The sequence below is a fragment of the Novosphingobium sp. 9 genome, assembly GCF_025340265.1.
GTDB lineage: Bacteria > Pseudomonadota > Alphaproteobacteria > Sphingomonadales > Sphingomonadaceae > Novosphingobium.
The window spans coordinates 1,100,818-1,122,083 of the sequence record NZ_CP022708.1 but is presented as its reverse complement, the minus strand read 5'-3'; the positions used below and the strand labels follow the sequence as shown (position 1 = coordinate 1,122,083).

At 64.2% G+C, this 21,266-nt stretch carries 15 protein-coding genes; 7 read left to right on the top strand and 8 right to left on the bottom strand.

Features of this window, described 5'->3' with window-relative positions; all coding sequences use genetic code 11:
• Positions 1-67 precede the first annotated feature (67 nt).
• Together CI805_RS19670 and CI805_RS19665 are read right to left on the bottom strand one after the other, a co-directional pair.
• Positions 68-2,146, bottom strand: coding sequence for an amidohydrolase family protein (locus CI805_RS19670; protein WP_260928424.1), 2,079 nt, complete (start codon positions 2,144-2,146; stop codon positions 68-70).
• 3 nt (positions 2,147-2,149) lie between these two features.
• Positions 2,150-3,115 carry an ornithine cyclodeaminase family protein gene (locus CI805_RS19665; protein ID WP_260928421.1) on the bottom strand — a complete coding sequence of 322 codons (966 nt, stop codon included), beginning with the start codon at positions 3,113-3,115 and terminating at the stop codon, positions 2,150-2,152.
• Positions 3,116-3,249: 134 nt separating this feature from the next.
• Between CI805_RS19665 and CI805_RS19660 the strand changes: the two genes are divergently transcribed.
• Positions 3,250-3,723 (top strand): Lrp/AsnC family transcriptional regulator, encoded by a 474-nt coding sequence (locus CI805_RS19660; RefSeq protein WP_260928420.1) that lies wholly within the window; start codon positions 3,250-3,252, stop codon positions 3,721-3,723.
• Between the two features lie 6 nt (positions 3,724-3,729).
• Here CI805_RS19660 and CI805_RS19655 read toward each other — a convergent pair whose 3' ends face one another.
• Complete coding sequence (locus tag CI805_RS19655) at positions 3,730-4,653, bottom strand: DMT family transporter (protein WP_260928419.1); 924 nt, start codon at positions 4,651-4,653, stop codon at positions 3,730-3,732.
• Positions 4,654-4,926: 273 nt separating this feature from the next.
• On the opposite strand from CI805_RS19655, the gene CI805_RS19650 reads away from it, so the two are divergent.
• The 6 genes from CI805_RS19650 (at position 4,927) to CI805_RS19625 (ending at position 13,665) form a co-directional block, all read left to right on the top strand.
• Positions 4,927-5,358: an Lrp/AsnC family transcriptional regulator gene (locus CI805_RS19650; RefSeq protein ID WP_260929735.1), complete on the top strand. Its 432-nt coding sequence runs from the start codon at positions 4,927-4,929 to the stop codon at positions 5,356-5,358.
• A gap of 93 nt (positions 5,359-5,451) precedes the next feature.
• Complete coding sequence (locus CI805_RS19645) at positions 5,452-7,176, top strand: peptidase M61 (RefSeq protein ID WP_260928418.1); 1,725 nt, start codon at positions 5,452-5,454, stop codon at positions 7,174-7,176.
• 252 nt (positions 7,177-7,428) lie between these two features.
• A complete protein-coding gene (locus tag CI805_RS19640; RefSeq protein WP_260928415.1) occupies positions 7,429-9,678 on the top strand; it encodes a TonB-dependent receptor in 2,250 nt (749 codons plus the stop codon).
• Between the two features lie 117 nt (positions 9,679-9,795).
• Positions 9,796-10,017, top strand: a complete 222-nt coding sequence (locus CI805_RS19635) for a hypothetical protein (RefSeq protein ID WP_260928413.1) — start codon at positions 9,796-9,798, stop codon at positions 10,015-10,017.
• 5 nt (positions 10,018-10,022) lie between these two features.
• Positions 10,023-10,946, top strand: coding sequence for a pyridoxal phosphate-dependent aminotransferase (locus CI805_RS19630; protein WP_260928411.1), 924 nt, complete (start codon positions 10,023-10,025; stop codon positions 10,944-10,946).
• A 499-nt stretch (positions 10,947-11,445) separates the two neighbouring features.
• On the top strand, positions 11,446-13,665 hold the full coding sequence (locus CI805_RS19625; RefSeq protein ID WP_260928410.1) for a TonB-dependent receptor: 2,220 nt from the start codon (positions 11,446-11,448) through the stop codon (positions 13,663-13,665).
• A gap of 46 nt (positions 13,666-13,711) precedes the next feature.
• Here the strand turns inward: CI805_RS19625 and CI805_RS19620 are convergent, their stop codons facing one another.
• The 5 genes from CI805_RS19620 to CI805_RS19600 all read right to left on the bottom strand — a co-directional run bounded on the left by CI805_RS19620 (position 13,712) and on the right by CI805_RS19600 (position 21,254).
• Complete coding sequence (locus tag CI805_RS19620; RefSeq protein ID WP_260929732.1) at positions 13,712-15,169, bottom strand: efflux transporter outer membrane subunit; 1,458 nt, start codon at positions 15,167-15,169, stop codon at positions 13,712-13,714.
• A gap of 11 nt (positions 15,170-15,180) precedes the next feature.
• Entirely contained in the window at positions 15,181-18,369 is a 3,189-nt protein-coding gene (locus CI805_RS19615; RefSeq protein ID WP_260928409.1) for an efflux RND transporter permease subunit, read from the bottom strand.
• A gap of 96 nt (positions 18,370-18,465) precedes the next feature.
• On the bottom strand, positions 18,466-19,755 hold the full coding sequence (locus CI805_RS19610; RefSeq protein ID WP_409934968.1) for an efflux RND transporter periplasmic adaptor subunit: 1,290 nt from the start codon (positions 19,753-19,755) through the stop codon (positions 18,466-18,468).
• Positions 19,752-20,150 (bottom strand): hypothetical protein, encoded by a 399-nt coding sequence (locus CI805_RS19605; protein WP_260928408.1) that lies wholly within the window; start codon positions 20,148-20,150, stop codon positions 19,752-19,754. The genes CI805_RS19610 and CI805_RS19605 overlap by 4 nt, the downstream gene beginning before the upstream one ends.
• A gap of 492 nt (positions 20,151-20,642) precedes the next feature.
• Complete coding sequence (locus tag CI805_RS19600) at positions 20,643-21,254, bottom strand: TetR/AcrR family transcriptional regulator (protein WP_260928407.1); 612 nt, start codon at positions 21,252-21,254, stop codon at positions 20,643-20,645.
• Positions 21,255-21,266: the final 12 nt, after the last annotated feature.

Genomic DNA, 21,266 nt, shown 5'->3' with positions numbered 1-21,266 from the left:
AGGGAAAAGCGCCCCGGCTCGACTGGTCACGCAGGAGCCGGGGCGTCCCCCCTGGGAAGCATGGGCCTTAGAGGTACTCGTCGAAGGAATCGTGGGCGGGACCGGCACCGACCTTCGGCTTGGGACCGGCCGGGGGCAGCGTGATCTTCGGCGCATCGGCGAAGGGCTTGACCCCGAACGCGGGGTAGATCTCGGACGGGAAGTAGATCGTCCCGTCCTTCACCACCATGGCGATGCGGTGCAACTCGCTGAGCGACTGCGTGGGATCGCCCGGCAGCAGGATGAAGTCGGCGATCTTGCCGCGTGCGATCGAGCCCAGCTCCTGATCTCGACCCATGTACTGCTCCGGCCCCAGCGTGCCCATGCGCAGGACTTCGCCGTTGGGAATACCCGCCTCATGGTAGATCTCCAGCTCGCGGTGGACCGAAAGGCCGGTCTGGTCGTCGGTGCCGGGCATCAGGCGGATGCCGCGATCGTGCAGCATCTTTATCGTCTCGCGCACCTTCTCCATCGCGCCGTCATAGGCGGCGGCATCCTCGGGGCCGTGGATCGGGGCAATCGCCTGCATGCGGCGGCGCTGGAGGCCGATGGGCAGATGGTCGATATATTCCGCGACTGCCGGGTTCGGCTTGCCGTCGCGTCCTTCCATCAGCAGTTCGAGCGTGACGGCGGTGGGATCGTGGGCGATCTTGCCCGCCACCATCATATCGACGGTCTTCTGCACGCGCGGGGAATTCAGGTCGAGATCGGCGGTACGCTTCATCGCGGTGAGGCGCAGCGGCGTGCGGGTATCCTCGCCGGGCTTGAGCACCCAGCCGAGCATCAGCTGGTTGGCGTGCGTCACCTCGTCATAGCCCGCCGCGATCATCGCATCGGCGTTGGTGAAGGCGGGGATATGCCCGGTCACGGTCATGCCCAGGCTGTGCGCCTCCTTCGTGATCGCGGGCACCCAGTCCGGGTTCATCGAGTTGTAGATCTTGATCTGCCAGTATCCGCGCGCGGCATACCAGCGCACGGCCTCCAGCGCATGATCCTGACTGTCGACGACGATGCCGAGGCGCGCCGAATAGGGGCTGCGGCCTTCGAGGAAGCCGTTGGGCAGGATGCGCGGGCCTGCCACTTCGCCGCTGTCGATGCGGTGCATCAGGTCGGGCAGGAAGCTGTTGTCGTTGCCCATGTCGCGCACTTCGGTGACACCGGCGGCGATATAGAGCATCGCGGATTCGAGGTTGATATGCGCGTGCATGTCGTGCAGCCCCGCCATCAGCGTGCCGCCGTTGCCCTCGATCGTCGCCTCGCCGGGCGAGGCAGGCGCATCGAGCGGCTGGATACCGGTGATCCGTCCACTGGCGAAGACCACCGAGACCGGCTGCCCCAATGTCTTCGTCACCGGATCGAACACACGCACATTATGGATGCGCACCGGCGCATCGATATGGTGCGCGAACTGCTTCTGGAGCGCGGCATAGCGCTGTGCGGTCAGCCGTGTGGCAAGGTCGGACAGCGCCGGAACCTCGGCCTCGTGGCCCTCGCGCACCGTGGTCTCGGTGCCGTCGAGTACGGCAAACAGCGCGCCGCTCTTGTCGAGCAGGATCAGCTGCGGCGAAAGGTCGATGCCGCTGATCGCATAGGCGTTGTAGCTAGCCTTGCCGATGGTCTGCGCGCCCATCGCCTCGACATGGAGCGTGCCGCCGGGAAGGGCAGGCAGGCTGTGCCCCGGCTGCCTGAGCAGCGCGCGAGCATAGAGGCCCAGCGCCCACGGGCTCGCCGACTGGCCGATGTAGAGCGCCGGACCGTCGACGGTCATATCGCGCGGGCCGGAACTGTCGCTCCAGTGGACTGCATTGCCCGCGCGCGCGAAGCTTTCATGCACGTCGCCGCCGAAAGTCGCCTTGCCGTCGAGCGTCCAGCGCTGCGGTAGGCCATCGGCGCCGAGGTCGATCGCCTCGTCCATGGTCGGACCGCGGCCGTTGTCCTTGACGTCGTAATGGATGGTGACGTGCTGGCCATCGCGAATGGCCTCGACGGAGCCGACCTTCTCGCCATTGGCGATGACGGAAAGGCGTTCATGGACAGGCGTGGCATGGGCGACGACCGGCGCGGTGAGCAGGGTGGAGGCGGCGAGAAGAGCGCGAAAGGCAGTCACGGATCAGGCGTCCTTGCTGGCAAGATGCGAACGGTAGATGTGGGCGGCGGAAGCGAGATCCTGCACCGAGTGGCCGAGCGACTTGTAGAGCGTGATCTCGTCCGCCGAGGTGCGTCCCGGCACTTGGCCCAGCAGCACTTCGCCGATTTCAGCGACGATGTGCGCATCGTCGACCAGTCCGGCATCGCGTGCGACGAGGAACTCGGCGGCGGCGTCGAGCGCCGAGGCGCGGCTGTCGGCGATATAGCGCGATTTCATCACCAGCGCGCTGTCGGCCTCGACCGGGCCGGGGCCGCTCGATCCCACCAGATTGACGTGGGTGCCCGGTTGCACCCAGTCGCCGAAGATCACGGGCTGGGATGCGGTGGTCAGCGTGCAGATCACATCGGCAGTGCGGATGGCGGCTTCCAGATCGGTGACGGCCTGCGCGTTCAGATGGGCGTACTCTTTTGCCAGCGCGGCGGCCTTTTCGGGCGAACGGCCCCAGATCAGCACGCGCTCGAAATTGCGCACCAGCGGCAGGCTTTCCAGATGGGTATGCGCCTGCCCGCCGGTGCCGACGATCAGCAGCGTTTTCGCGTCTGGCCGCGCCAGCGCATCGGTGGCGAGCGCGGTCGCGGCGGCGGTGCGGATATGGGTGATCTCCTCGGCATCGGCGACGGCGACGGGACGGCCTTCCTCGGGCTCGAACAGCACCACCAGACCGCGATGGCGGCGCAGGCCGGGGCGCTGCGGATCGGCGAAGACGCTGATCGTCTTGGTGCCGAAATAGTCGTGATCGCCCAGCGCACCGGGCATCTGCGCAAAGGTGCGCCCGGTGCCCAGCGAGATCATCGTGCGCAACAGCTGGCGCGTCGTCCCGGCGGACAGCGCCTGCATCGCCTCGCGCAAGACCGCGATACAATCGGGATAGGTCAGATGGGCGCGCACCGCCTCGCTGTCGAAGATCGCCAGGTCGTCACGGTGCATATGCAGTCCTCAGGTTTGCCGATTGTATCCATGAGATATTAGGCCGGCTGCGCGCGCGAAAGCATGTTGATCGGATGCAAAGAAGCTGATCTAAAACAATCCTGATCCAAATTTCTGCGAGAGTGTGCATAACCATGGCTGCCGACCTCGACCGCCTCGATATCAAGATCCTTGACCGTCTGCAGATCGACGCTTCGGAATCCTCCAGCGAGATCGCCGACCGGGTTGGTCTGTCGCAGTCGCCTTGCTGGCGGCGGATGCAGCGACTGAAGGAAGAAGGCTACGTCAAGACGCAAGTCGCGATCCTCGACCGTGAGAAGTTCGGCGAGAGCATGTACATCTTCGCCCAGCTCAAGATCGGGCGCCTGAGCGACGAAAACCGCGAAAAATTTATGCGCGCGATCGAGGATATTCCCGAGATCACCGAGGCCTACACGCTGTTCGGCGAAATGGACGTGATGCTGAAGGTTCTGGCGCCGAGCATGGCGTGGTATCAGAACTTCACCTTCCGCACGCTGCTTCGCCTGCCGGGGGTGGAGGATATCCGCTCCACCGCCACGCTATCGGAGATGAAGTGTACGCACCGCCTGCCGCTGCCCTCGCTGTGACGGGGGTCAGGCGCGCTCTGTTCGTTTCGACAGGACGAAGCCCACACCGACCAGCGCGAAGCCGGCGATCTCCGCCGCGCTGATCCGCTCGCCCAGCAGGACGGTCGCAAAGACGGTACCGAACACCGGCATCAGATAGAAGAACAGCCCCGCTCGGCCCGATCCGATCAGCGCGACCCCGCGATTGAACAGGAAGAATGCCAGCACCGAAGGGCCAAGCGCGAGATAGGCGAGCGCGCTCAGCCCTTGCTGGTCGTGCAGCGGCAGCGGGCTTCCGGCGGCCAGTTGGAACGGCAGCATGATCAGCGCTGCGCCCGCGAAAGTCAGGAACAGGAAGCTGGCCGGATGGAGCTTGGGGCGGCGGCGCAGCAGGGTGGCGTAAAGCGTCTGCGAAAGCATCGCGGCGGCTGCCAGCACTGTGCCGAGGTTGAGCGTGCCCGATGCGCCGGGCTTGGCGAGAATGACGGCGACGACGCCGCAAAACGCCAGTGCCATCGCGACCAGTTGTTGACGGTTCAGGCGGTCGCGAAACAGCGCAAAGCCGCAGGCAGCGATCGTCACCGGCATGGCGGACTGGACCAGCAGCGCGGAAGTGGCGGTGGTCTGGCGCAGCGCAAGATAGGCCAGCGTATTGCTGCCTGCAAGCCCGAGCGCTGCGAGCAGCAACAGGATCGGCCAGCCTTGCCAGATCTCCGGCCAGTCGCGCTTCAGATGCGGCAGGGCAAAGAGCAGCGCGATTGGCATGGCAAGGGCCCAGCGCCAGAACGAGAGGCTGACCGGCGCCAGCGAATGCGGCAGTGCCCGGCCCAGCACGAAATTGCTCGCCCACAGACATGCTGCCAGCGTCAGCAGCAGATAAGGGCTGTTCCAGATCGACCAGTTGATCGCCCGGCGACGGGCGACTTCGGGCGCTGCGTGGGCGATGCGCATGCGGGGCTCTTTCGGCTGAGGGTGCAGCAAGGAAAGGGTGGAGGGCCGCCACGCCGCGACGGCCCTCGGGCAGCGGCGACACGAAGGGCTCTCCGCCCTGGATTTGCTGCCGATCCATCTAAGCGCGTGGGCGCACAATGTCTGTGCATTCTTCGCGAGAATATGCGCTGCTATGCAATATCCATGCATATGGATCGACGCGGTGACACGATCCATGCATGAGGATAGCATGACTCGCGAACTTGATCGTTTCGACCTGCGGATTCTCGATGTCTGGCAAGGTCAGGGGATATCGGCCCGGTCGAGATGAGCAGGCAGGTGCATCTCTCCCCCTCGCAGTGCTCGCGCCGGATGCAGCAATTGCGCAGCGCGGGATATATCGCGCGGGTGGCGGCGGTTCTCGATGCCCCGAAAATGGGCGTGGGCGTCATGGCTTACGTCCTGATTACGCTGCGCTCGCACGAACCGGATTGGCTGGAGCGCTTCGAGCAGCGCATCGCGCAGATGGACGAGGTGCTGGAGTGCCAGTCGTTGACGGGCGAGGCGGATATCATCCTCAAGGTCGCGACGCGCGATCTGTCCAGCTTCAACACTTTGCTGACCCGCGAACTGCTGACGGCACCCGAAGTCGCCACGGCCCGGTCGAGCATCATCCTGGAAGACCTCAAGAGCACGAAGCGACTTCCCATCCGGTTTGCGGAGTAATGGAACCGGCGCGCATAAAGAATGCGCAAGTGTGGATCGCGGCAGGCCAGAAGACGGCGGATTTTGCGCGGTTTCCTCGATAGTCTGCACGACATGACGACACGCCCTGCCTCGCTCGCCTTCAGCCTTGCACCTGTACTTCTGCTGCAGACAGGTGCGCAGGCCCCTGCGCCCGAAATGGCGGTACGCCTTGTGCCCGCCGCGCCGGATGGGAAGGGGCACATACCCTATGTCGATGTCTCGATCGCCGTCGAAGGAGAGAAGGCTTCGGCGGGGGAGGCAGTCTTTGCGTTGCCGGTGGTCGCCAATACACTGGTGACGAGCGCGAACGATCTGACGGATCTGCGCTTTTCGGATGCGGCAGGGGCACTTGCAGTCATGAGCCGCGACGAGGTGCAGGACGGTTCGAACACGCTGCGGCGCTGGATCGCCGGACGTGCCGTGAGTGGCGCGATCCGCGTGGAATACCGCGTGCCGATCCATGCCGATGCGCCGCCGCTCGCCTTGCCGCAGTACGAAATGCGCACCGAGGGCGGCACTTTTGCGGCGGCGTCGAATGCGTTCTTGCTGGTGCCGGTCGACCACGTCGCGCGGCGTGTGCATGTGAGCTGGGATTTCTCCCGTTACGATTCTGGAAGCGCAACCCACGGTGTCGGCGCCTCCAGCATCGGCGCCTCCAGCATCGGCATGGGCGATGCCTGGAGTCACGAGGCGCTGGCGCCCGAGCGGCTGGGCTCGATTTACGTCATGGGCGGGCATCCCGGCAGCTTCGGTCCGGCGAGCGATGGTTTCTTCGGTGTCTGGCAGGGCAAGCCCGCGTTCGATATGGCGCCGACGATGCGCTGGGCGGGCGATCTGCATCGTTTCTATGGTCGTTTCTTCGGCTATACGCCGCCCAGTTTCGGGGTGTTCGGGCGGACCAACACCAAGAATCCCGGCAGCGGTATCGGCCTGGTCGACAGCTTCGCGTTCACCTTCAACCAGACCTCGACGCCTGCCGATCTGCGCTCGCTGCTGGCGCACGAGATGCTGCACAGTTGGGTCAATTCGCTGGACGGATCGATGGACGTAGCCGACGGGCTTGACCGCTCATGGTTCGGGGAGGGGCTGGCGGTCTACTACCAGCGCGCCTTGCCCTATCGCGCCGGGATGATCTCGACCAAGGATTTCCTCGCCGATCTGAACGAGACGGTGGCGCGCTATTATACCAATGCCAAGATCGCGACGCCCAATGCCGAGATTCCGGATGGCTTCTGGCGCGATACGCGCATCCGGGTGCTGCCTTACGATCGCGGCTCGCTCTATTTCGCGGTGGTCGATGCGCAGATTCGTGCGGCCTCTAAGGGCAAGCGCTCGCTCGACGATATCGTGCGGGCTATGCTGGCCGCGCGACGCGCGGGCAAGCCGATGAACGAGGCGCTCTATCGCTCGCTGCTCAAGGGGGATCTCGGGCAGAAGGGTGTCGCAGGCCTGGATGCAATGCTGGCCGGTGGCGTTCAACTGCCGCCGTCCGACGCCTTCGGGCCGCAGTTCCGGCGCATTCAGGTGCCGCTGCGTCGTTTCGATCTGGGCTTCGATCCTGCCTCGCTCATTGGCCGCCCGCGTATCGTGCAGGGCCTGATCGCTGGCTCAGAGGCGCAGAAAGCGGGGCTTCGCGATGGCGACGAGATCGTCAACACGTTCCCGCAAGACAAACTCCAGGGCGATCAGACGGCATGGCTGACGCTGGATGTGCGCCGAGACGGGCAGACGTTTTCCCTTCGCTATCAGCCGCGTGGAGAGACGGTCATGGCGTATCAGTGGGTGGCGGCCCGCTGAAGTTTGGCAAGCCTTGAGGGCGTGCACGTAATGATGCGCACATGCCGGAATCATTGGATTGAAAATTACGTTCTTTTGTCCTGATAGGTGATATTTTCATCCATAGTCGCTAGTTGGGCATACACTATGCTGCGAATGACGCCTCCGGCGCCACACTAGGCATAAATATCCCCGCCGCCCCGACTATGCTGTCGCCATCAAAGGCGTGGGCGGTAGGGGCCGCTGCAAAGCCGCAGTCAATCGGGGAATATCATGATCTACAATGCTCGCTCGCTTCGCGCCTTGCTACTCGCCACCTGTATGACCGCTGCGGCAACGCCCGCCTTCGCCGACGATGCCGCCCCTGCCGCTTCGACGGAAGCGAAGTCCGGCGACGAGATCGTGGTGACGGCGCAGAAGCGCGACGAGCGCCTGATCGACGTGCCGATCCCGGTTTCGGTGGTCACGGGCGACACCCTGACCCGAGAGAACGATGCGCAGCTGCGCGACTACTTCACCAAGCTGCCGGGCCTCAGCGTCTATTCGGCGGGCAATGGTCGTTCGACCTTTGTGGTGCGCGGCATTACAACCGGGGCGGGCAACAACCCGACCGTGGCGATGGTGCTCGACGATGTACCGCTGGGTTCCAGCACCGGCGCAGGGCTGGGCGATCAGGTCTCGGCCGAGATCGACCCGTCCGACGTCTCGCAAGTGGAAGTGCTGCGCGGTCCGCAGGGCACGCTCTACGGTGCCAGCAGCCTTGGCGGTCTGATCAAGTACGTATCGATCATGCCCGATCCCACCAAGTTCAGCGGTACGGTTTCGGCCAATGGTGAAGCGATTGACCATGGCGGGCTCGGATGGGCGACGCGCGGTGCGGTGAACGTGCCGATCACCCCGACGCTGGCCGTGCGCGCCAGTGGCTACTACCGCAGCGATGCCGGCTGGGTGGACGATGCCACTTCGGGCGCCAAGGACGTGAACAACGGCCATGCCTACGGCGGCAAGATCACCGCCTTGTGGAAGCCCACGTCCGATTTCTCGCTACTGGCGACCGCGCTGCTCCAGAACCGCAAGACGAACAACGTCTCGGACATGGACGTCGATGTCTACGGCACACCGGTCTATGGTAACTATGAGCACAGCCGCGTGGCGGGCACCGGCCTTGGCGACAAGAAGGTGCGCCTCTACAGCCTGCGCGCTGCCTATGACATGGGCTTTGCCACGCTGACCTCCATCACCTCGTACAGCCGCATCAGCTTTGTGGGGCCGCAGGACGTCAGCCAGACTTTCGGGCGCTATCTGTCTTACTTCATGGACGATACCAGCGGCACCGGCGTGACCATCGCCAACAATGCCTATTCGAAGAAGTGGACGCAGGAGGTCCGCCTGTCCTCGAACGGCTCGGGGCCGATTGACTGGCAGCTCGGCGGTTTCTTCACGCATGAGGACAACAGCACCTACCAGACGATCTATGCCGCCGATTACAACACCGGCGCTGCCATCGATATCCTTGGCAACGGCCTCTACAACCCGCTCTATACCGCAGCCGATCCCGATACCTATCGCGAGTTCGCAGGCTACGCGGACCTGACGTACCACTTCACCGACAAGCTTTCGCTGCAGGTCGGCGGGCGTTACGCGATCAACCGCCAGTCCAGCCTTGAGAGCCTTGGCGGCATTCTGGAAGGCTATGCCGACGATACTGTCGATACCTCGGCGGCGAAGTCGAAGGATCATGCCTTCACCTTCCTGGTCAGCCCCAGCTATCACATCAACGACAACCTGATGGTCTATGCCCGCGTTGCCAGCGGCTATCGTCCGGGTGGTCCGAACCTGGTGCCGGTGACCTCTGCCAACCGCACCTTCGGCCCCGACCGCACGACCAACTACGACCTTGGTCTGAAGGGCCAGATCGTCGATCATCTGCTGTCGGTCGATCTGTCGGTGTTCGATATCGAGTGGAGCAAGATCCAGCTTTCGCAGACCGACGACAGCGGTTTCTCGTTCACCGGCAACGGCGGCAAGGCGCGCAGCCGCGGCGTCGAGGCGAGCACCACGCTCACCCCCTGGCAGGGCATGAGCGCGACCGGCACCTTCACCTATACCGACGCAACGCTGCGTGAAGATGTCGATGTCGCCACGCTCTATGGCCTCAAGGGCGATCGCCTGCCCTATTCGGCCAAGTACGCGGGCTCCATCGATCTGGAGCAGCATTTCGTTCTGCCGGGTAACGTCAACGCCTATGTCGGCGGCACGATGGCCTATGTCGGGAACCGCTATTCGGACTTCACGCGCAGCGCTTCTGCCGTGCGTTTCGAGATGCCCGCCTTCACCACGTACTCGCTGCGTGCCGGTATCGAGAACGACGGTTGGACCTACTCGCTTTACGTCCGCAACCTGACCGACAAGCTCGGCTTCGTTTCGGGCAGCGCGCGGGACACCATCACCCGCACCGGCACTTATGCTGCCGGTGTGATCCAGCCGCGCACGATCGGTCTGTCGATCGGCAAGGACTTCTGATCATCCAACCCGACGGCCCGGATACCTCTTGGGGGCACCGGGTCGTCTTCGTTCGCCAAGAATGATCACCGTCGAAATCAACGAAAGCCCGATAACGTGGCGAGTGCAGGAAACAACATGCCGAACAGCGAGCCGGGCAGGCCTGCAATGTCTTACGCCAACTGGGTGCGCAGCGTCATCCGGCGCGTGAAGGCGGAGCGTAACCTGCTGATCAGCCTGTTCGACAGTTCGGTGCCCGAGCCGATCGACCTGCTGCAGAACCTCGTACGCGAAGGGTTCGATGGCGATGTCACCTCACGCTATGCCAGTGCGTTTGCGGGGGGAACCCGTTTGTCGTAGGGGAATTGCAGCAGCGCTACGGCGTTGGCGAGGGGCAGGTGTTGTGCACGACCGGGGCCACGGGTGCGCTCTCGCTGATCTATCGCGCGCTGGTGAAGCCGGGCGAGCGCATTCTCGTCGAGAATCCTGCGTTCGATATCTTCCATACACTGGCAGAAACGCTGGGCATCATGGTCGACCGCTTCGAGCGGAGCGGGCCGGACTTCACCATTGATCCCGATGCCGTCGCCGCCCAGATCCGGCCCGATACCAAGCTGATCGTGGTGTCGAACCTCCACAACCCGTCCGGCATGGCGACGCCGGAGATTCCGGCGCTGGCTCGCATTGCGGAAACTTACGGGGTTCTGCTGGTGGTCGATGAGGTCTATGCCGACTATGCCGCGAGTGGCGATCAGGCGCGCCCGGCAATGCAGATTTCGCCCAACGCGGTCAGCATATCCAGCCTGACCAAGACCTACGGTCTCAGCACGCTGCGCTGTGGCTGGATCGTGGCGCGCGCCGATATCGTCGCGCGTATCCGCGCGCTGGCCGATGAAACCGAATTCGGGATTTCCACCCTGGGACATGCGCTGGCCGCGCTGGTGCTGGAGCAGCGCCCGCTGTTCGATGACTATCGCGACGGCATCATGCGTCGCGCCCGCCCGATCATCGAATCCTACCATGCGCATTGGCGGGCCGAGGGTCTCGTCGAGGGAGAACTGCCCGATGGTGCCTGTATCGCGTTTCCGCGTGTAGTGGGGATCGAGGATACCAACGCCTTTTCCGAATGGCTGGCCGATCGCTGTGGCGTAATCGTGGCGCCGGGTGAATACTTCGGCCGTGCAGGGCATATCCGTATCGGTTTTGCGCGAGCACCGGCAGATGTCGACTACGGTCTGCAGGCGCTTACCGATGGCCTCATGCGCTATAGAAGTCTGTCTCGTGGTTAGAGAATTTTTTGATCAGATGCATTGATCTGATGATTTGGAAATTCCGTAAAACAGAAATTGAGAGGGGTTTATTCGGCGGCGCCGGATAAACACTCCTCCGTAAGCGAGCATTTCTGCGTCGCAATTTCTGCCTGCGCCTGAGGATAATGGTGGTTTGAAGTGCCCTTCTGAAGGCGTCCGGCTTTAATAGCCGCCTTTAATTGCATGAAAGTCGATCTCGGATGATGGATTGCCGATAACGACGCGGAAGGCCGTTTTTCGGTGCCTTTCGGCCTCGTGAGGTTCGTCGGTTATTCGTCTTTCAACACCTCCGAGATTTTCTCGCCCACGCGCGGCAAGATGCAAAACCGTTGGTATGGATAGGAAAACTATCTTCCACGGCGTTTCGCGAGTAGATACCCTACTTAACAGATAGGTTATAGGGGTTATTATGTCGATTGCCGCGCGTCTCTGTCGTCACCGTAATGTTCGTGTATCCGCCTTTGCTCTGCTCTTCACATTGGCCGCAACCCCCGCGTTTGCGAGCGAGACTGCCGCGTCTGGCGATGACGCCGGCAGCGATCCGACATCCGGCAAAAGCGACATCGTGGTCAAGGGAAGCGTAGACAAGGGCGATGCGCAGCGACCGCCGACGTCCGGCTACCATGTCGACGGGAAGTTCCTCGAAGATCAGCGGATCGACAGCCTGAGCGATCTCCAGCAGGTAGCTCCCAGCCTCAACGTGGATGAGGGCGATCCGTTCAACACCACGCTCAGCATCCGTGGCAACGGAGATGGCGGCGGCCAGACCGGTGGCGAGGTCAATATCGGTATGCCCAGCAGCGTGGGGCTGTTCCTCGATGGCGTCTATCTTGCTCGTCCCGGCATGCTGTCTTCCGGGTTCAACGATGTGGAATCCATCGATGTCTACAATGGTGCGACGCAGGGCACGCTTTATTCCGCCAACGTGACCGGCGGGGTCATCGATATTCACACCCGTGAACCGGGGCCTGATCTCAAGGCCAGCAGTTCGTTCTCTTACGGCAGTTACGGCTATCTGCGCGCGAGTGCCGCCGTGTCGGGCAAGATCACCGATAATCTCTATGCCGGTATCAGCTACATGCACACGGGATTGACCGGCAATGTGCGTAACGTCGCCAATGGCGACTGGGTTAACGGCAGTTCCGGCAACGGCGTGCGCGCCCAGTTGGTCTGGCACCCTTCCGATACCGTGAAGGCCAAGCTGATCGCCGACTACAGCCATGAGCACAGCACATCCACGCCGGTCCTTTACAAGACCCTGACGATCGGCGGTGTCGACCTTTATGATCTGCACTCTTCGCAGACCGGCAATATCAATGTGTATGGGCGCAAGGTCGATCTGGACGACCAGAACTACTTCACGGTTCAGTCCTACGGCATTTCGCCGCAGATATTCATCGACCTTGCGGGCGGGTGGAAGTTCTCCTCGATCAGTTCCATCCGTTTCCTGTCCAACGATCCCAGTGCTTCCGACGGTCAGAGCATCGATGTCTATCACGACAGCGGCTGGCGCGTGCGTGACAAGACGTTCTATCAAGAGTTCCGTCTGGATACTCCGCACTGGAAGTGGGGCGATCTGGCGATGGGCGTATCGTATTCGGGGGAGCGCACCAACAGCATGGCCCATTCGCGCTACGGTGCGGATGCCGCCGCGTGGTACGGCAGTTCGAGCTATACCGGGCTCGATGTCCTGCGATACGGCAAACTGCATGACGATTTCTACGGCGTCTTCGCGCAGGGCACGTTTCACATCCTGCCCAAGCTGGACCTCAAGGCAGGGGTTAGGGAATCGATCGACTACAAGCGCGGCAGCTTCGTCCGGCTCAATAAGAGCCCCTTCGATTCCGGTGTGATCAGCCAGACCAAGGGGTTGCCTTCGGCCATGCTCAACCTCAATTACCGGCCGGATGCCAATACGCTGATCTATCTTGCGGGGGCCTATGCTGAGAAAGCAGGGGCGATGAACATCTCGTCGGGCGCGGCGGGCAAGGCGGGCAACGATTCTCTCATCCTGAAGCCCGAGACCACGCAGACGATCGAACTCGGCCTTCAGAAGGACGTGCCGCAGATTGGCCTTTCAGCCAAAGTCGATCTGTTTGAATCCTGGGTCCACGATTTCCAGACGCAGGGGTATGACGTAGCGTCGCAATCGACCTATCTGCTCAACGCTGGCGAATATCGCGGACGCGGTGTGGAGGCCTCCGCGACATGGGCGTCGTCATTCGGTCTGACTCTTTCGCCCTATTTCATGCTCAACGACATGAAATATCTGGATTATGACGATGCACGCTGTGCCCCGGAGGTGACGCTGGGAGCTTCGCCGCCGGCGTCTTGCGATCTGACCGGCAAGCCGGTGTTCCGCGCGCCGCGTTACACCGCGAACGTGAATGCGAGGTACGAAACACCGGTCTCGAAGACCACCAGCCTGTATTACACCGCGCGTTATTCCTGGCGCAGCAGCACTTATTCGACGGTGGACGATTCACCCTCGGCCAAAATTCCGGCCTACGGCCTCGTCAACATGTCGCTGGGTGTCACCCGCCAGGTCGACAAGCACGTGATCGATGCATCCGTCTGGGTGAACAACCTGTTCGACAAGAGCTATTACCTGAGCCTTCGCGAAGGGGATTATGGTTCGGTGTTCGGCTATATCGGCAGCCCGCGTACCATCGGCGGGACTATCCGGATTTCCTATTGAGGATGGAAGTGGGCGGGACTGCCGTGGCGGCCCCGCCCCTGCGGCTTTATCGCGCCGCTGTTTGCGCGGTCACGGCGGTCTGCCCCTGCCACGAACCACCCAGCGCGCGGAACAGATCGACCTGCGCCATCGCCACATCGCGGCGGCCTTGCGCGAACGAGGCTTCCGAGTTCGCGAGTGTGCGCTGGGCGTCGAGCACATCGAGCGAGTCGATCTCGCCGCGGCGCTGGCGTGCTTCGCTGACATTGGCGGCCCGTTCGGCAGCCTCGCGCGCGGCGTTCAGGCGGTCTTCGCGCAGCAGGGCGTTGCGATAGGCCGAAAGCGCGGTCTCGGTCTCCTCCAGCGCCTTGAGCACCGTGCCGTCGAAGGTGGCGAGATCGGCCTGCGTATCGGCCTTGGCGCCGCCGATGCGCGCGCGGATCGCTTCCTGATTGGGGAAGGCCCACGAGATCATCGGCCCCAGTAGCCAACGCAGCGCGCCGCCGCCCAGCACGTTGCCCGCTCCGAGCGTCGTCGAGCCGATCGATCCGCCCAGCGTGATGCGCGGATAGAGGTCCGCCGTCGCCACGCCGATGCGCGCGGTATCGCCTGCCAGACGGCGTTCGGCGGCTTTCACGTCGGGACGGCGCGCCAGCAGCGCGCGTCCGTCACCGATCGGGATCGGCTGCGAGACGTCGGGCGTGGTCTGACGCGTGCGCACGGCCTCAGGCAGATCCTGCGGGGTGCGCCCGGTCAGCGTCGCCAGCCGGAACAGCGCGGCATCGCGGGTGGCCTGCAATGTCGGGATGGAGGCTGCCTGCTCCTCGCGCAGTTGCGTCACGCGGATCACGTCGAGCTTCTGGTTCAGCCCGCGCTGGAACCGCGCGTCGGTGATCCGCTCGGACCGGTCGAGCAGGCCGAGTGTGCTTTGCGCCACGGCGATCTGCTCGGCCGAACTTGTGGCATCGACATAGGCACGCACGGTATCGGCCACCACGGTGACGCGCACCGCATCGGCATCCTCCTGCGCAGCGGCGAGATCTGCGTGCGAGGCCTCGATCTCGCGCTTCACGCGGCCGAACAGATCCAGCTCGTAATTGACCGTGAACTCGCCATCGGTGCGGCGACCCTCGCGGTCATAGCCGGGAAGCGACTGGCTCTGCGAGGCGCGGCCATAGCCGCCCGAGGCATCGATGCCGGTCTGGGGCAGGGCATCGTTCTTCGAGCCGCGCAAGTTGGCGCGGGCCTTCTCAATCCGGGCGACGGCGACGCGAACGTCGGTGTTCGCCGCCAGCGCATCGGCAACGAGACCGTTGAGCACGGGATCGTCGTAGAGCTTCCACCAGGTGTCATCGGGGGCAGTGGTGGCGACCGAGGGGTCGCTTGCGCCGAGGAACGCCGCAGTGGCGGCAGGCGGCGGGGCGGGGGCCTTGTAGTTCGGGCCGACCGCGCAGCCTGCCAGTGTCAGGGCGGAGGCGCTGGCGGCAAGGAATGCCGCCAGCGAGGTCTTGAGAGTACGGGACATCATGCGTCCTTTCATTCCGCCGGCTGCAGCGCGGTGGAGCCGTGCTTTCCGGCGCGCACCTTGTTGCGGCCGAAGTGCAGCGCCAGCTTGCGGCAGACGACGTAGAAGGTGGGAGTGAACAGCAGGCCGAACCCGGTGACGCCCAGCATTCCGAAGAACACCGCCGTACCCAGCGCCTGTCGCAGTTCGGCACCGGCGCCTTCCGCGATCACCAGCGGCACCGCGCCGAGGATGAAGGCGAACGAGGTCATCAGGATCGGGCGAAGGCGGATGCGAGCCGCTTCCACGGCGGCTTCGACGGGCGAGAGACCGCGCTCCTCCTCGGCCTGCTTGGCGAACTCGACCACGAGGATCGCGTTCTTCGCAGCAAGCGCGATCAGCACGACGAGACCGATCTGGGTGAGGATATTGTTGTCCATTCCCCGGATGTTCACGCCGAGCATGGCGGCGAACAGACACATCGGCACGATCAGGATGATCGCCAGCGGCAGCGTCAGGCTCTCGTACTGGGCAGCCAGCACCAGGAACACGAACAGCACCGCCATGCCGAACACGATCCCGCCCGAATTACCGGCATGCGACTGCTGGTAGGCGATACCGGTCCATTCGTGGCCGTATCCTGCGGGCAGCGTCTCGTCGGCCAGCTTCTCCATGGTGGAGAGCGCCTGACCCGAAGAGTAGCCCTGGCCATAGCTGCCATCGACCTCGATCGCCGGGTGCAGGTTGTAGCGCACCACGCGATAGGGGCCGGTCTCGTCCTTGAACGTCGCCACCGAGCCGATCGGCACCATCGCGCCGGTATCCGAGCGGGTCTTGAGGTTGGCGATGTCCGCCGTCGAGCCGCGATAGGGCGCGTCGGCCTGTGCCGTCACGCGATAGGTGCGGCCCAGCAGGTTGAAGTCGTTGATATAGGTCGAGCCGAGGTAGGTCTGCATCGCCTCGAACACTTTGGACGGCGAGATGCCCAGCATGTCGGCCTTGCGGCGGTCCACGTCGGCATAGACGCGCGGGGTGTTCATGTTGAACAGGGTGTAGACCTGATGCAGTTCGGGCGACTGGTTGGCCTTGGCGATCAGCGCGCCTGCCGCCTTCTGGAGTTCGGCGAGACCGCGCCCGTCGTTGTCCTCCACGATCATGCGATAGCCGCCCGGCGGGACGATACCGTTGATAGTCGGCGGCGGGATCAGCAGAACCTGCGCCTTGTCATAGCCCTTCATGGCCTCTGCGGCCTGCGCCATGATCCCGGCGTCGGTGACGCCCAGCTTCTTGCGCTCGGCAAAGCTCTTGTACGGGAAGTAGATCGCGGCGGCATCGGGCGACTGCGTCTGCGAGGGGCCATGGAAGCCGGCGAACATCACCGCGCCGCGCAGGCCCTTGATCGGCAGGATGCGCTTGGCGACTTCGCGCGTCACCTCGTCCGTGCGGTTGAGCGACGAGCCCGGCGGCAGGAAGATCGCGGCCAGGAAGTAGCCCTGATCCTGCTGCGGGATGAAGCCGGTGGGCGTTGCCCAGAACAGGCCGATGGTGGCGATGATCAGCGCGGCATAGGTCGCCATCATCCGCAAGGGTCGGGTGACCAGCGCGAAAGTCAGGTGCGAATAGCGCGCGCTCAGGCGCTCGAACCCGTGGTTGAAGCGGTCCGCGCCCTTCTGCACCACCTGCTTCCAGCGCGGAGCACCGGCAGGCAGGGTGTGCTTCTCGCGCAGCAGCAGCGCGGCCAGCGCGGGCGACAGCGTGAGCGAGAGGATCAGCGAGATGACCGTCGCGGTCGAGATGGTGACGGCGAACTGCTTGTAGAACTGCCCCGACATGCCCGGAATGAGCAGCGTCGGCACGAACACGGCACACAGCACCAGCGCAATGGCGATCAGCGCGCCGGTCACTTCGTCCATCGAGCGACGGGCGGCGGCCAGCGGCGTCATCCCCTCCTCGATGTAGCGCTCCACGTTCTCGACCACAACGATCGCGTCGTCAACGACGATGCCGATGGCGAGCACGAGCCCGAACAGAGACAGGTTGTTGAGCGAATAGCCCACCGCCAGCAGCACGATCGCGGTGCCCACCAGCGAGACCGGGATCGCGACGATCGGGATCACCGCCGCGCGCCAGTTCTGGAGGAACACCAGGATCACGAGCACGACCAGCACCACCGCCTCGAACAGCGTGTGATAGACCGCGTCGATCGACTGGCCGATGAATTCGGTGGGGTTGTAGATGACCGAGTATTCGAGGCCCTTGGGGAAGGCCTTGGCGGCATCGTCCATCTCGGCGCGCACGGCCTTGGCCGCGTCGAGCGCGTTCGAGCCCGGACGCTGCAGCACCGCGATCACGACGGTCGGCTTGCCCGAGAGGTAGGTGTTGGTGGTGTAGTCCTGCGCCCCCAGTTCCACGCGTGCCACGTCATGCACGCGGACCTGACGGCCCTGCGCATCGGTGCGGATCACGATGTCGCCGAACTGCTCGGGCGTGGTCAGGCGGCCCTGCATCTCGACGCCGACCTGATAGGCGTTCCCTTTGTCGAACGGTGGCGCACCGATGGCGCCCGAGGAGACCTGCACGTTCTGCGCGCGCAGGGCGGCAACGATTTCTCCTGCGGTGAGGTTCATCGCGGCGGCCTTGTTCGGGTCTATCCACACGCGCATGCCATAGTCGCGCGAGCCGAACAGTTGCACATCGCCCACGCCGTTCAGGCGCGCGAGGCGGTCCTTCACTTGCGTCAGCGCATAGTTCGAGATGTAGTCGCGGTCATACGTGCCGTCAGGCGACTGCAGGTTGACCACCATCAGGAAGTCGGGCGAACTCTTCTTCGTGACGACACCCATCGCGCGCACCGCATCGGGAAGGCGCGGCTCGGCAATGGCAACGCGGTTCTGCACGAGAACCTGCGCGGCATCGAGGTCGGTGCCGATCTTGAAAGTGACGGTGATCGTCACCTTGCCGTCGCCGGTCGATTGCGAGCTGACGTAGAGCATGTTGTCTACGCCGTTGATTTCCTGCTCGATCGGCGCGGCCACGGTGTCGGCCACGGTCTCGGCGCTGGCGCCGGGATACTGCGCCGTCACCGTGACGGTGGGCGGGATGATGTCGGGATACTGGCTGACCGGCAGCGCGAAATAGGCGAGCAGACCCACCACGGTGATGACCACCGCGATGACGCCCGCGAAAATCGGCCGGTCGATGAAGAACCGGGAAAATCGCATGGGAGTGCCCCTTTGCAGGGTGGCTCCCGGCGCAAGGGCCGGGAGCGGTTATATCGAAAATGTCGGCACGCGCGGCGCTGTCGCCCCGCTGGACGGTCAGCCGATGGTGGCCTGCGCCGCGACCGGCTCGCTTGGGCCGTTCGCGCCCTGCGCTGCCGCCGGATCGGCCTTGATGGCGCCCGCCTTGACCTGCACCTTGGCGCCCGCAATGGCCGACTGGTAGTTCGAGACGATCACATCGTCGGCCGGTGTCAGGCCCGAGGTGATGACGCGAAGGCCATCGACCAGCGGCCCGAGCTGCACCTGCTTGGCGGTAACGGTGCCGTCCTTGGCGACCGTGAGCACCACCTTGCGCGCCTGATCGGACTGCACGGCCTCGTCCGGCACCAGCATGGCCGAAACCTTGCCGCTGTCGGCGAGGCGCATGTTGCCGAACATGCCCGGCGTCAGGAAGCCCTTGGGATTGTCGAACACGGCGCGGATGCGGATCGTGCCCGAGCCGGGATCGAGGCCGTTGTCGGTGAAGTCGAGATGGCCGTTCCAGCGATAGGCGGTCTCATCCTGCAGGCGGACCTGCACATTGTCGGACTTCTCGCCCGCCGCCTTGTCGCGCTGGGTCTTGAGGAACAGCGCTTCGGAGGCATCGAAGGTGAAGTAGATCGGGCTGACCGCGTTGATCGTGGTCAGCAGCGTCGCGGAAGTACCGTTGTCGCCCGAAACGAGATTGCCCGCATCGACGCGGCGATCCGAGATGCGGCCCGCGATGGGCGCGCGGACCGTGGTGAAATCGACGTCGAGCTGGCGGCTGCGGACGCGGGCTTCGGCTGCGGCGAGCGCGGCAACGGCAGCCTGTACGCGGGTACGGCGCTGGTCGACCTCGCTGGCGGCCATCGCCTCGTCACCGCTGAGACCGGCTACGCGGCTGTAGTCGGAGCGCGCCAGTGCCAGCGTGCTGCGCGCCGAAGCCGCATCGGCCTGCGCTTCGGCAAGGGCCGCGCGATAGGGACGCGGATCGACCACGAACAGCGGCTGGCCTGCCTGCACGATGTCGCCATCGCGGAACAGGACCTGCGTGATCGCGCCCGAAACGCGCGGGCGCACTTCCACCGTCTTGCTGGGCGCGAAACGGCCCACATAGTCATCCCACTCGGTCACCTGCTTGACCAGCGGGTGCGAGACGGAGACCAGTGCGGGCGGCATCGCGGCGGCATCGGCGGGCGCGTGGCTCATCACTTTCCAGGCGATGCCGCCTGCAAGGACGATGGCGATGGCAGCAATCGCGGCGGTGCGCTTGCGCGAACCACGGGGCGTTTCGGCGAAGCCCGCCGAGGTTTCGGGTTCAGCCGCCTTTTGGGCGGGCTCGGGGAGGGTTGCTGGGAAATTCACGCGGCGATTCTCCGGAACGGGGCGCGGGTGCGCCCGATGATGTCGATGACGGCGCCCACCTGGGCGTCGCTGAAACCGGCCTTGTGCGCGTCGCGCATCGCCGAGGCCGGGAGGGTGTAGCCCTTGTGCCAGGCCTGCACGGCCAGCCGCCGCAGCGCCTCCAGTTTCTCGTTCGCCAGCGTCCTGGCAGGCGGCGTGGGGCCGAACACGAAGCGTTCGATCCACGAGCGCTTGCGCGGGGGCAGCAGTGAGGCGAGCGTATCCTCACGCGCCAGTTCGACGACGCGGCGCTCCAGATCGGTCAGCGATGTGACCGAACCCGGCACGCTGGCGGGGATGGCAATAGGGGCGGCCGATGCGACCGAGGCGGCAAGGTTGAAATCGATGAAGGCCATGAGGCTTGCTCCCTGTTGGCCCCGGCGCGCGCCCCGGGGAACGGGGGAAGAGGGCGCGCGTCGGGGCGTCTCCCGGCGGGAGGGACCGCCGGGATGGGTGGAAATGGGGTGCAGCCGACCACACGCGGCAGACCTGTTACGGGCCGCGCGGCAACTGCTCTGGATGTGTCAGATCGGGCGCGTCTTCGCGTCAGACACAGGCGTGTGGCCGGTGTCCCTTGCCAAGGGCGCCGTGGCGGTGCCGGTCAGACCCGGCGACAGAGGTATTTCATATGGACCGGGCCTCCCTGAAAGAAGTCGGTTGGGGAATCGGGATTGCGTTGTGTACTGATCGGTATATATTGCGATGCGAAAAGGCGGTCAAGCGCTTTCTGTACCGATCGGTAAGATTTGGTTCGGAAGTCCGTTTTCAAGGGGTGAACCCCGGATGAACGAAAATTTTTCTCAGGGGCACTTCAAGACGTTGCGGGACAGGGCCGCTTATCGACTTCTTTATCGGCTGGGCCACATATCCAGAAAGGTGCCGACGATCTTCGTCAGTTCCTCACGCGGGACCCCGGTTCGGGCCTTGACCACCAACCCCTGAAGCTGGGTCATCAGGCATTGCGCTAGGCAGGCCGGATCGATCCCGTCGTTCAGATCGCCATCCTTGCGCGCCTGTTCGAAGCGTTCGGCGATCGCGAGGTCGGACGAGGCGCGGCGGGCGGCCAGATCGGCGCGGATCGAGTCGGCTTCGGGAGTCGAGGCGGAGATGCCCATAGAGCCGAGCCAGCCCTGCTGTTCGTCATCGCCCGCATACGTCTCGACCGCGCCGTAGAGCAGCTTCTCGGCAACGCCGCGTGCGCTGGGCGCATCCATGGCGCTGCGCATATAGGCCAGCTTTTCCCGCTCATAGAGGTCGAGCGCCTTGCGAAACAGGGCTTCCTTGTTGCCGAAACAGGCGTAAAGGCTGGGCTTGCCGATTCCCATCGCCTCGGTCAGTTCCGAGAGCGAGGCTCCCTCGTAGCCATTGCGCCAGAAGACGCGCAGGGCCGCCGCCAGCGCCGTATCGGGATCGAATTCCCGCGGGCGGCCACGGTGGGCAAGGGAGGGAGAGTATTTCATACCGATCGGTAC

What these genes read in the sequence shown, in the direction of transcription:
- CI805_RS19605 (WP_260928408.1), bottom strand. Translation starts at nt 20,150, where the DNA reads ATGGCCTTCATCGATTTCAACCTTGCCGCCTCGGTCGCATCGGCCGCC.
- CI805_RS19615 (WP_260928409.1), bottom strand. Translation starts at nt 18,369, where the DNA reads ATGCGATTTTCCCGGTTCTTCATCGACCGGCCGATTTTCGCGGGCGTC.
- CI805_RS19640 (WP_260928415.1), top strand. Translation starts at nt 7,429, where the DNA reads ATGATCTACAATGCTCGCTCGCTTCGCGCCTTGCTACTCGCCACCTGT.
- CI805_RS19620 (WP_260929732.1), bottom strand. Translation starts at nt 15,169, where the DNA reads ATGTCCCGTACTCTCAAGACCTCGCTGGCGGCATTCCTTGCCGCCAGC.
- CI805_RS19665 (WP_260928421.1), bottom strand. Translation starts at nt 3,115, where the DNA reads ATGCACCGTGACGACCTGGCGATCTTCGACAGCGAGGCGGTGCGCGCC.
- CI805_RS19635 (WP_260928413.1), top strand. Translation starts at nt 9,796, where the DNA reads ATGCCGAACAGCGAGCCGGGCAGGCCTGCAATGTCTTACGCCAACTGG.
- CI805_RS19655 (WP_260928419.1), bottom strand. Translation starts at nt 4,653, where the DNA reads ATGCGCATCGCCCACGCAGCGCCCGAAGTCGCCCGTCGCCGGGCGATC.
- CI805_RS19600 (WP_260928407.1), bottom strand. Translation starts at nt 21,254, where the DNA reads ATGAAATACTCTCCCTCCCTTGCCCACCGTGGCCGCCCGCGGGAATTC.
- CI805_RS19645 (WP_260928418.1), top strand. Translation starts at nt 5,452, where the DNA reads ATGACGACACGCCCTGCCTCGCTCGCCTTCAGCCTTGCACCTGTACTT.
- CI805_RS19660 (WP_260928420.1), top strand. Translation starts at nt 3,250, where the DNA reads ATGGCTGCCGACCTCGACCGCCTCGATATCAAGATCCTTGACCGTCTG.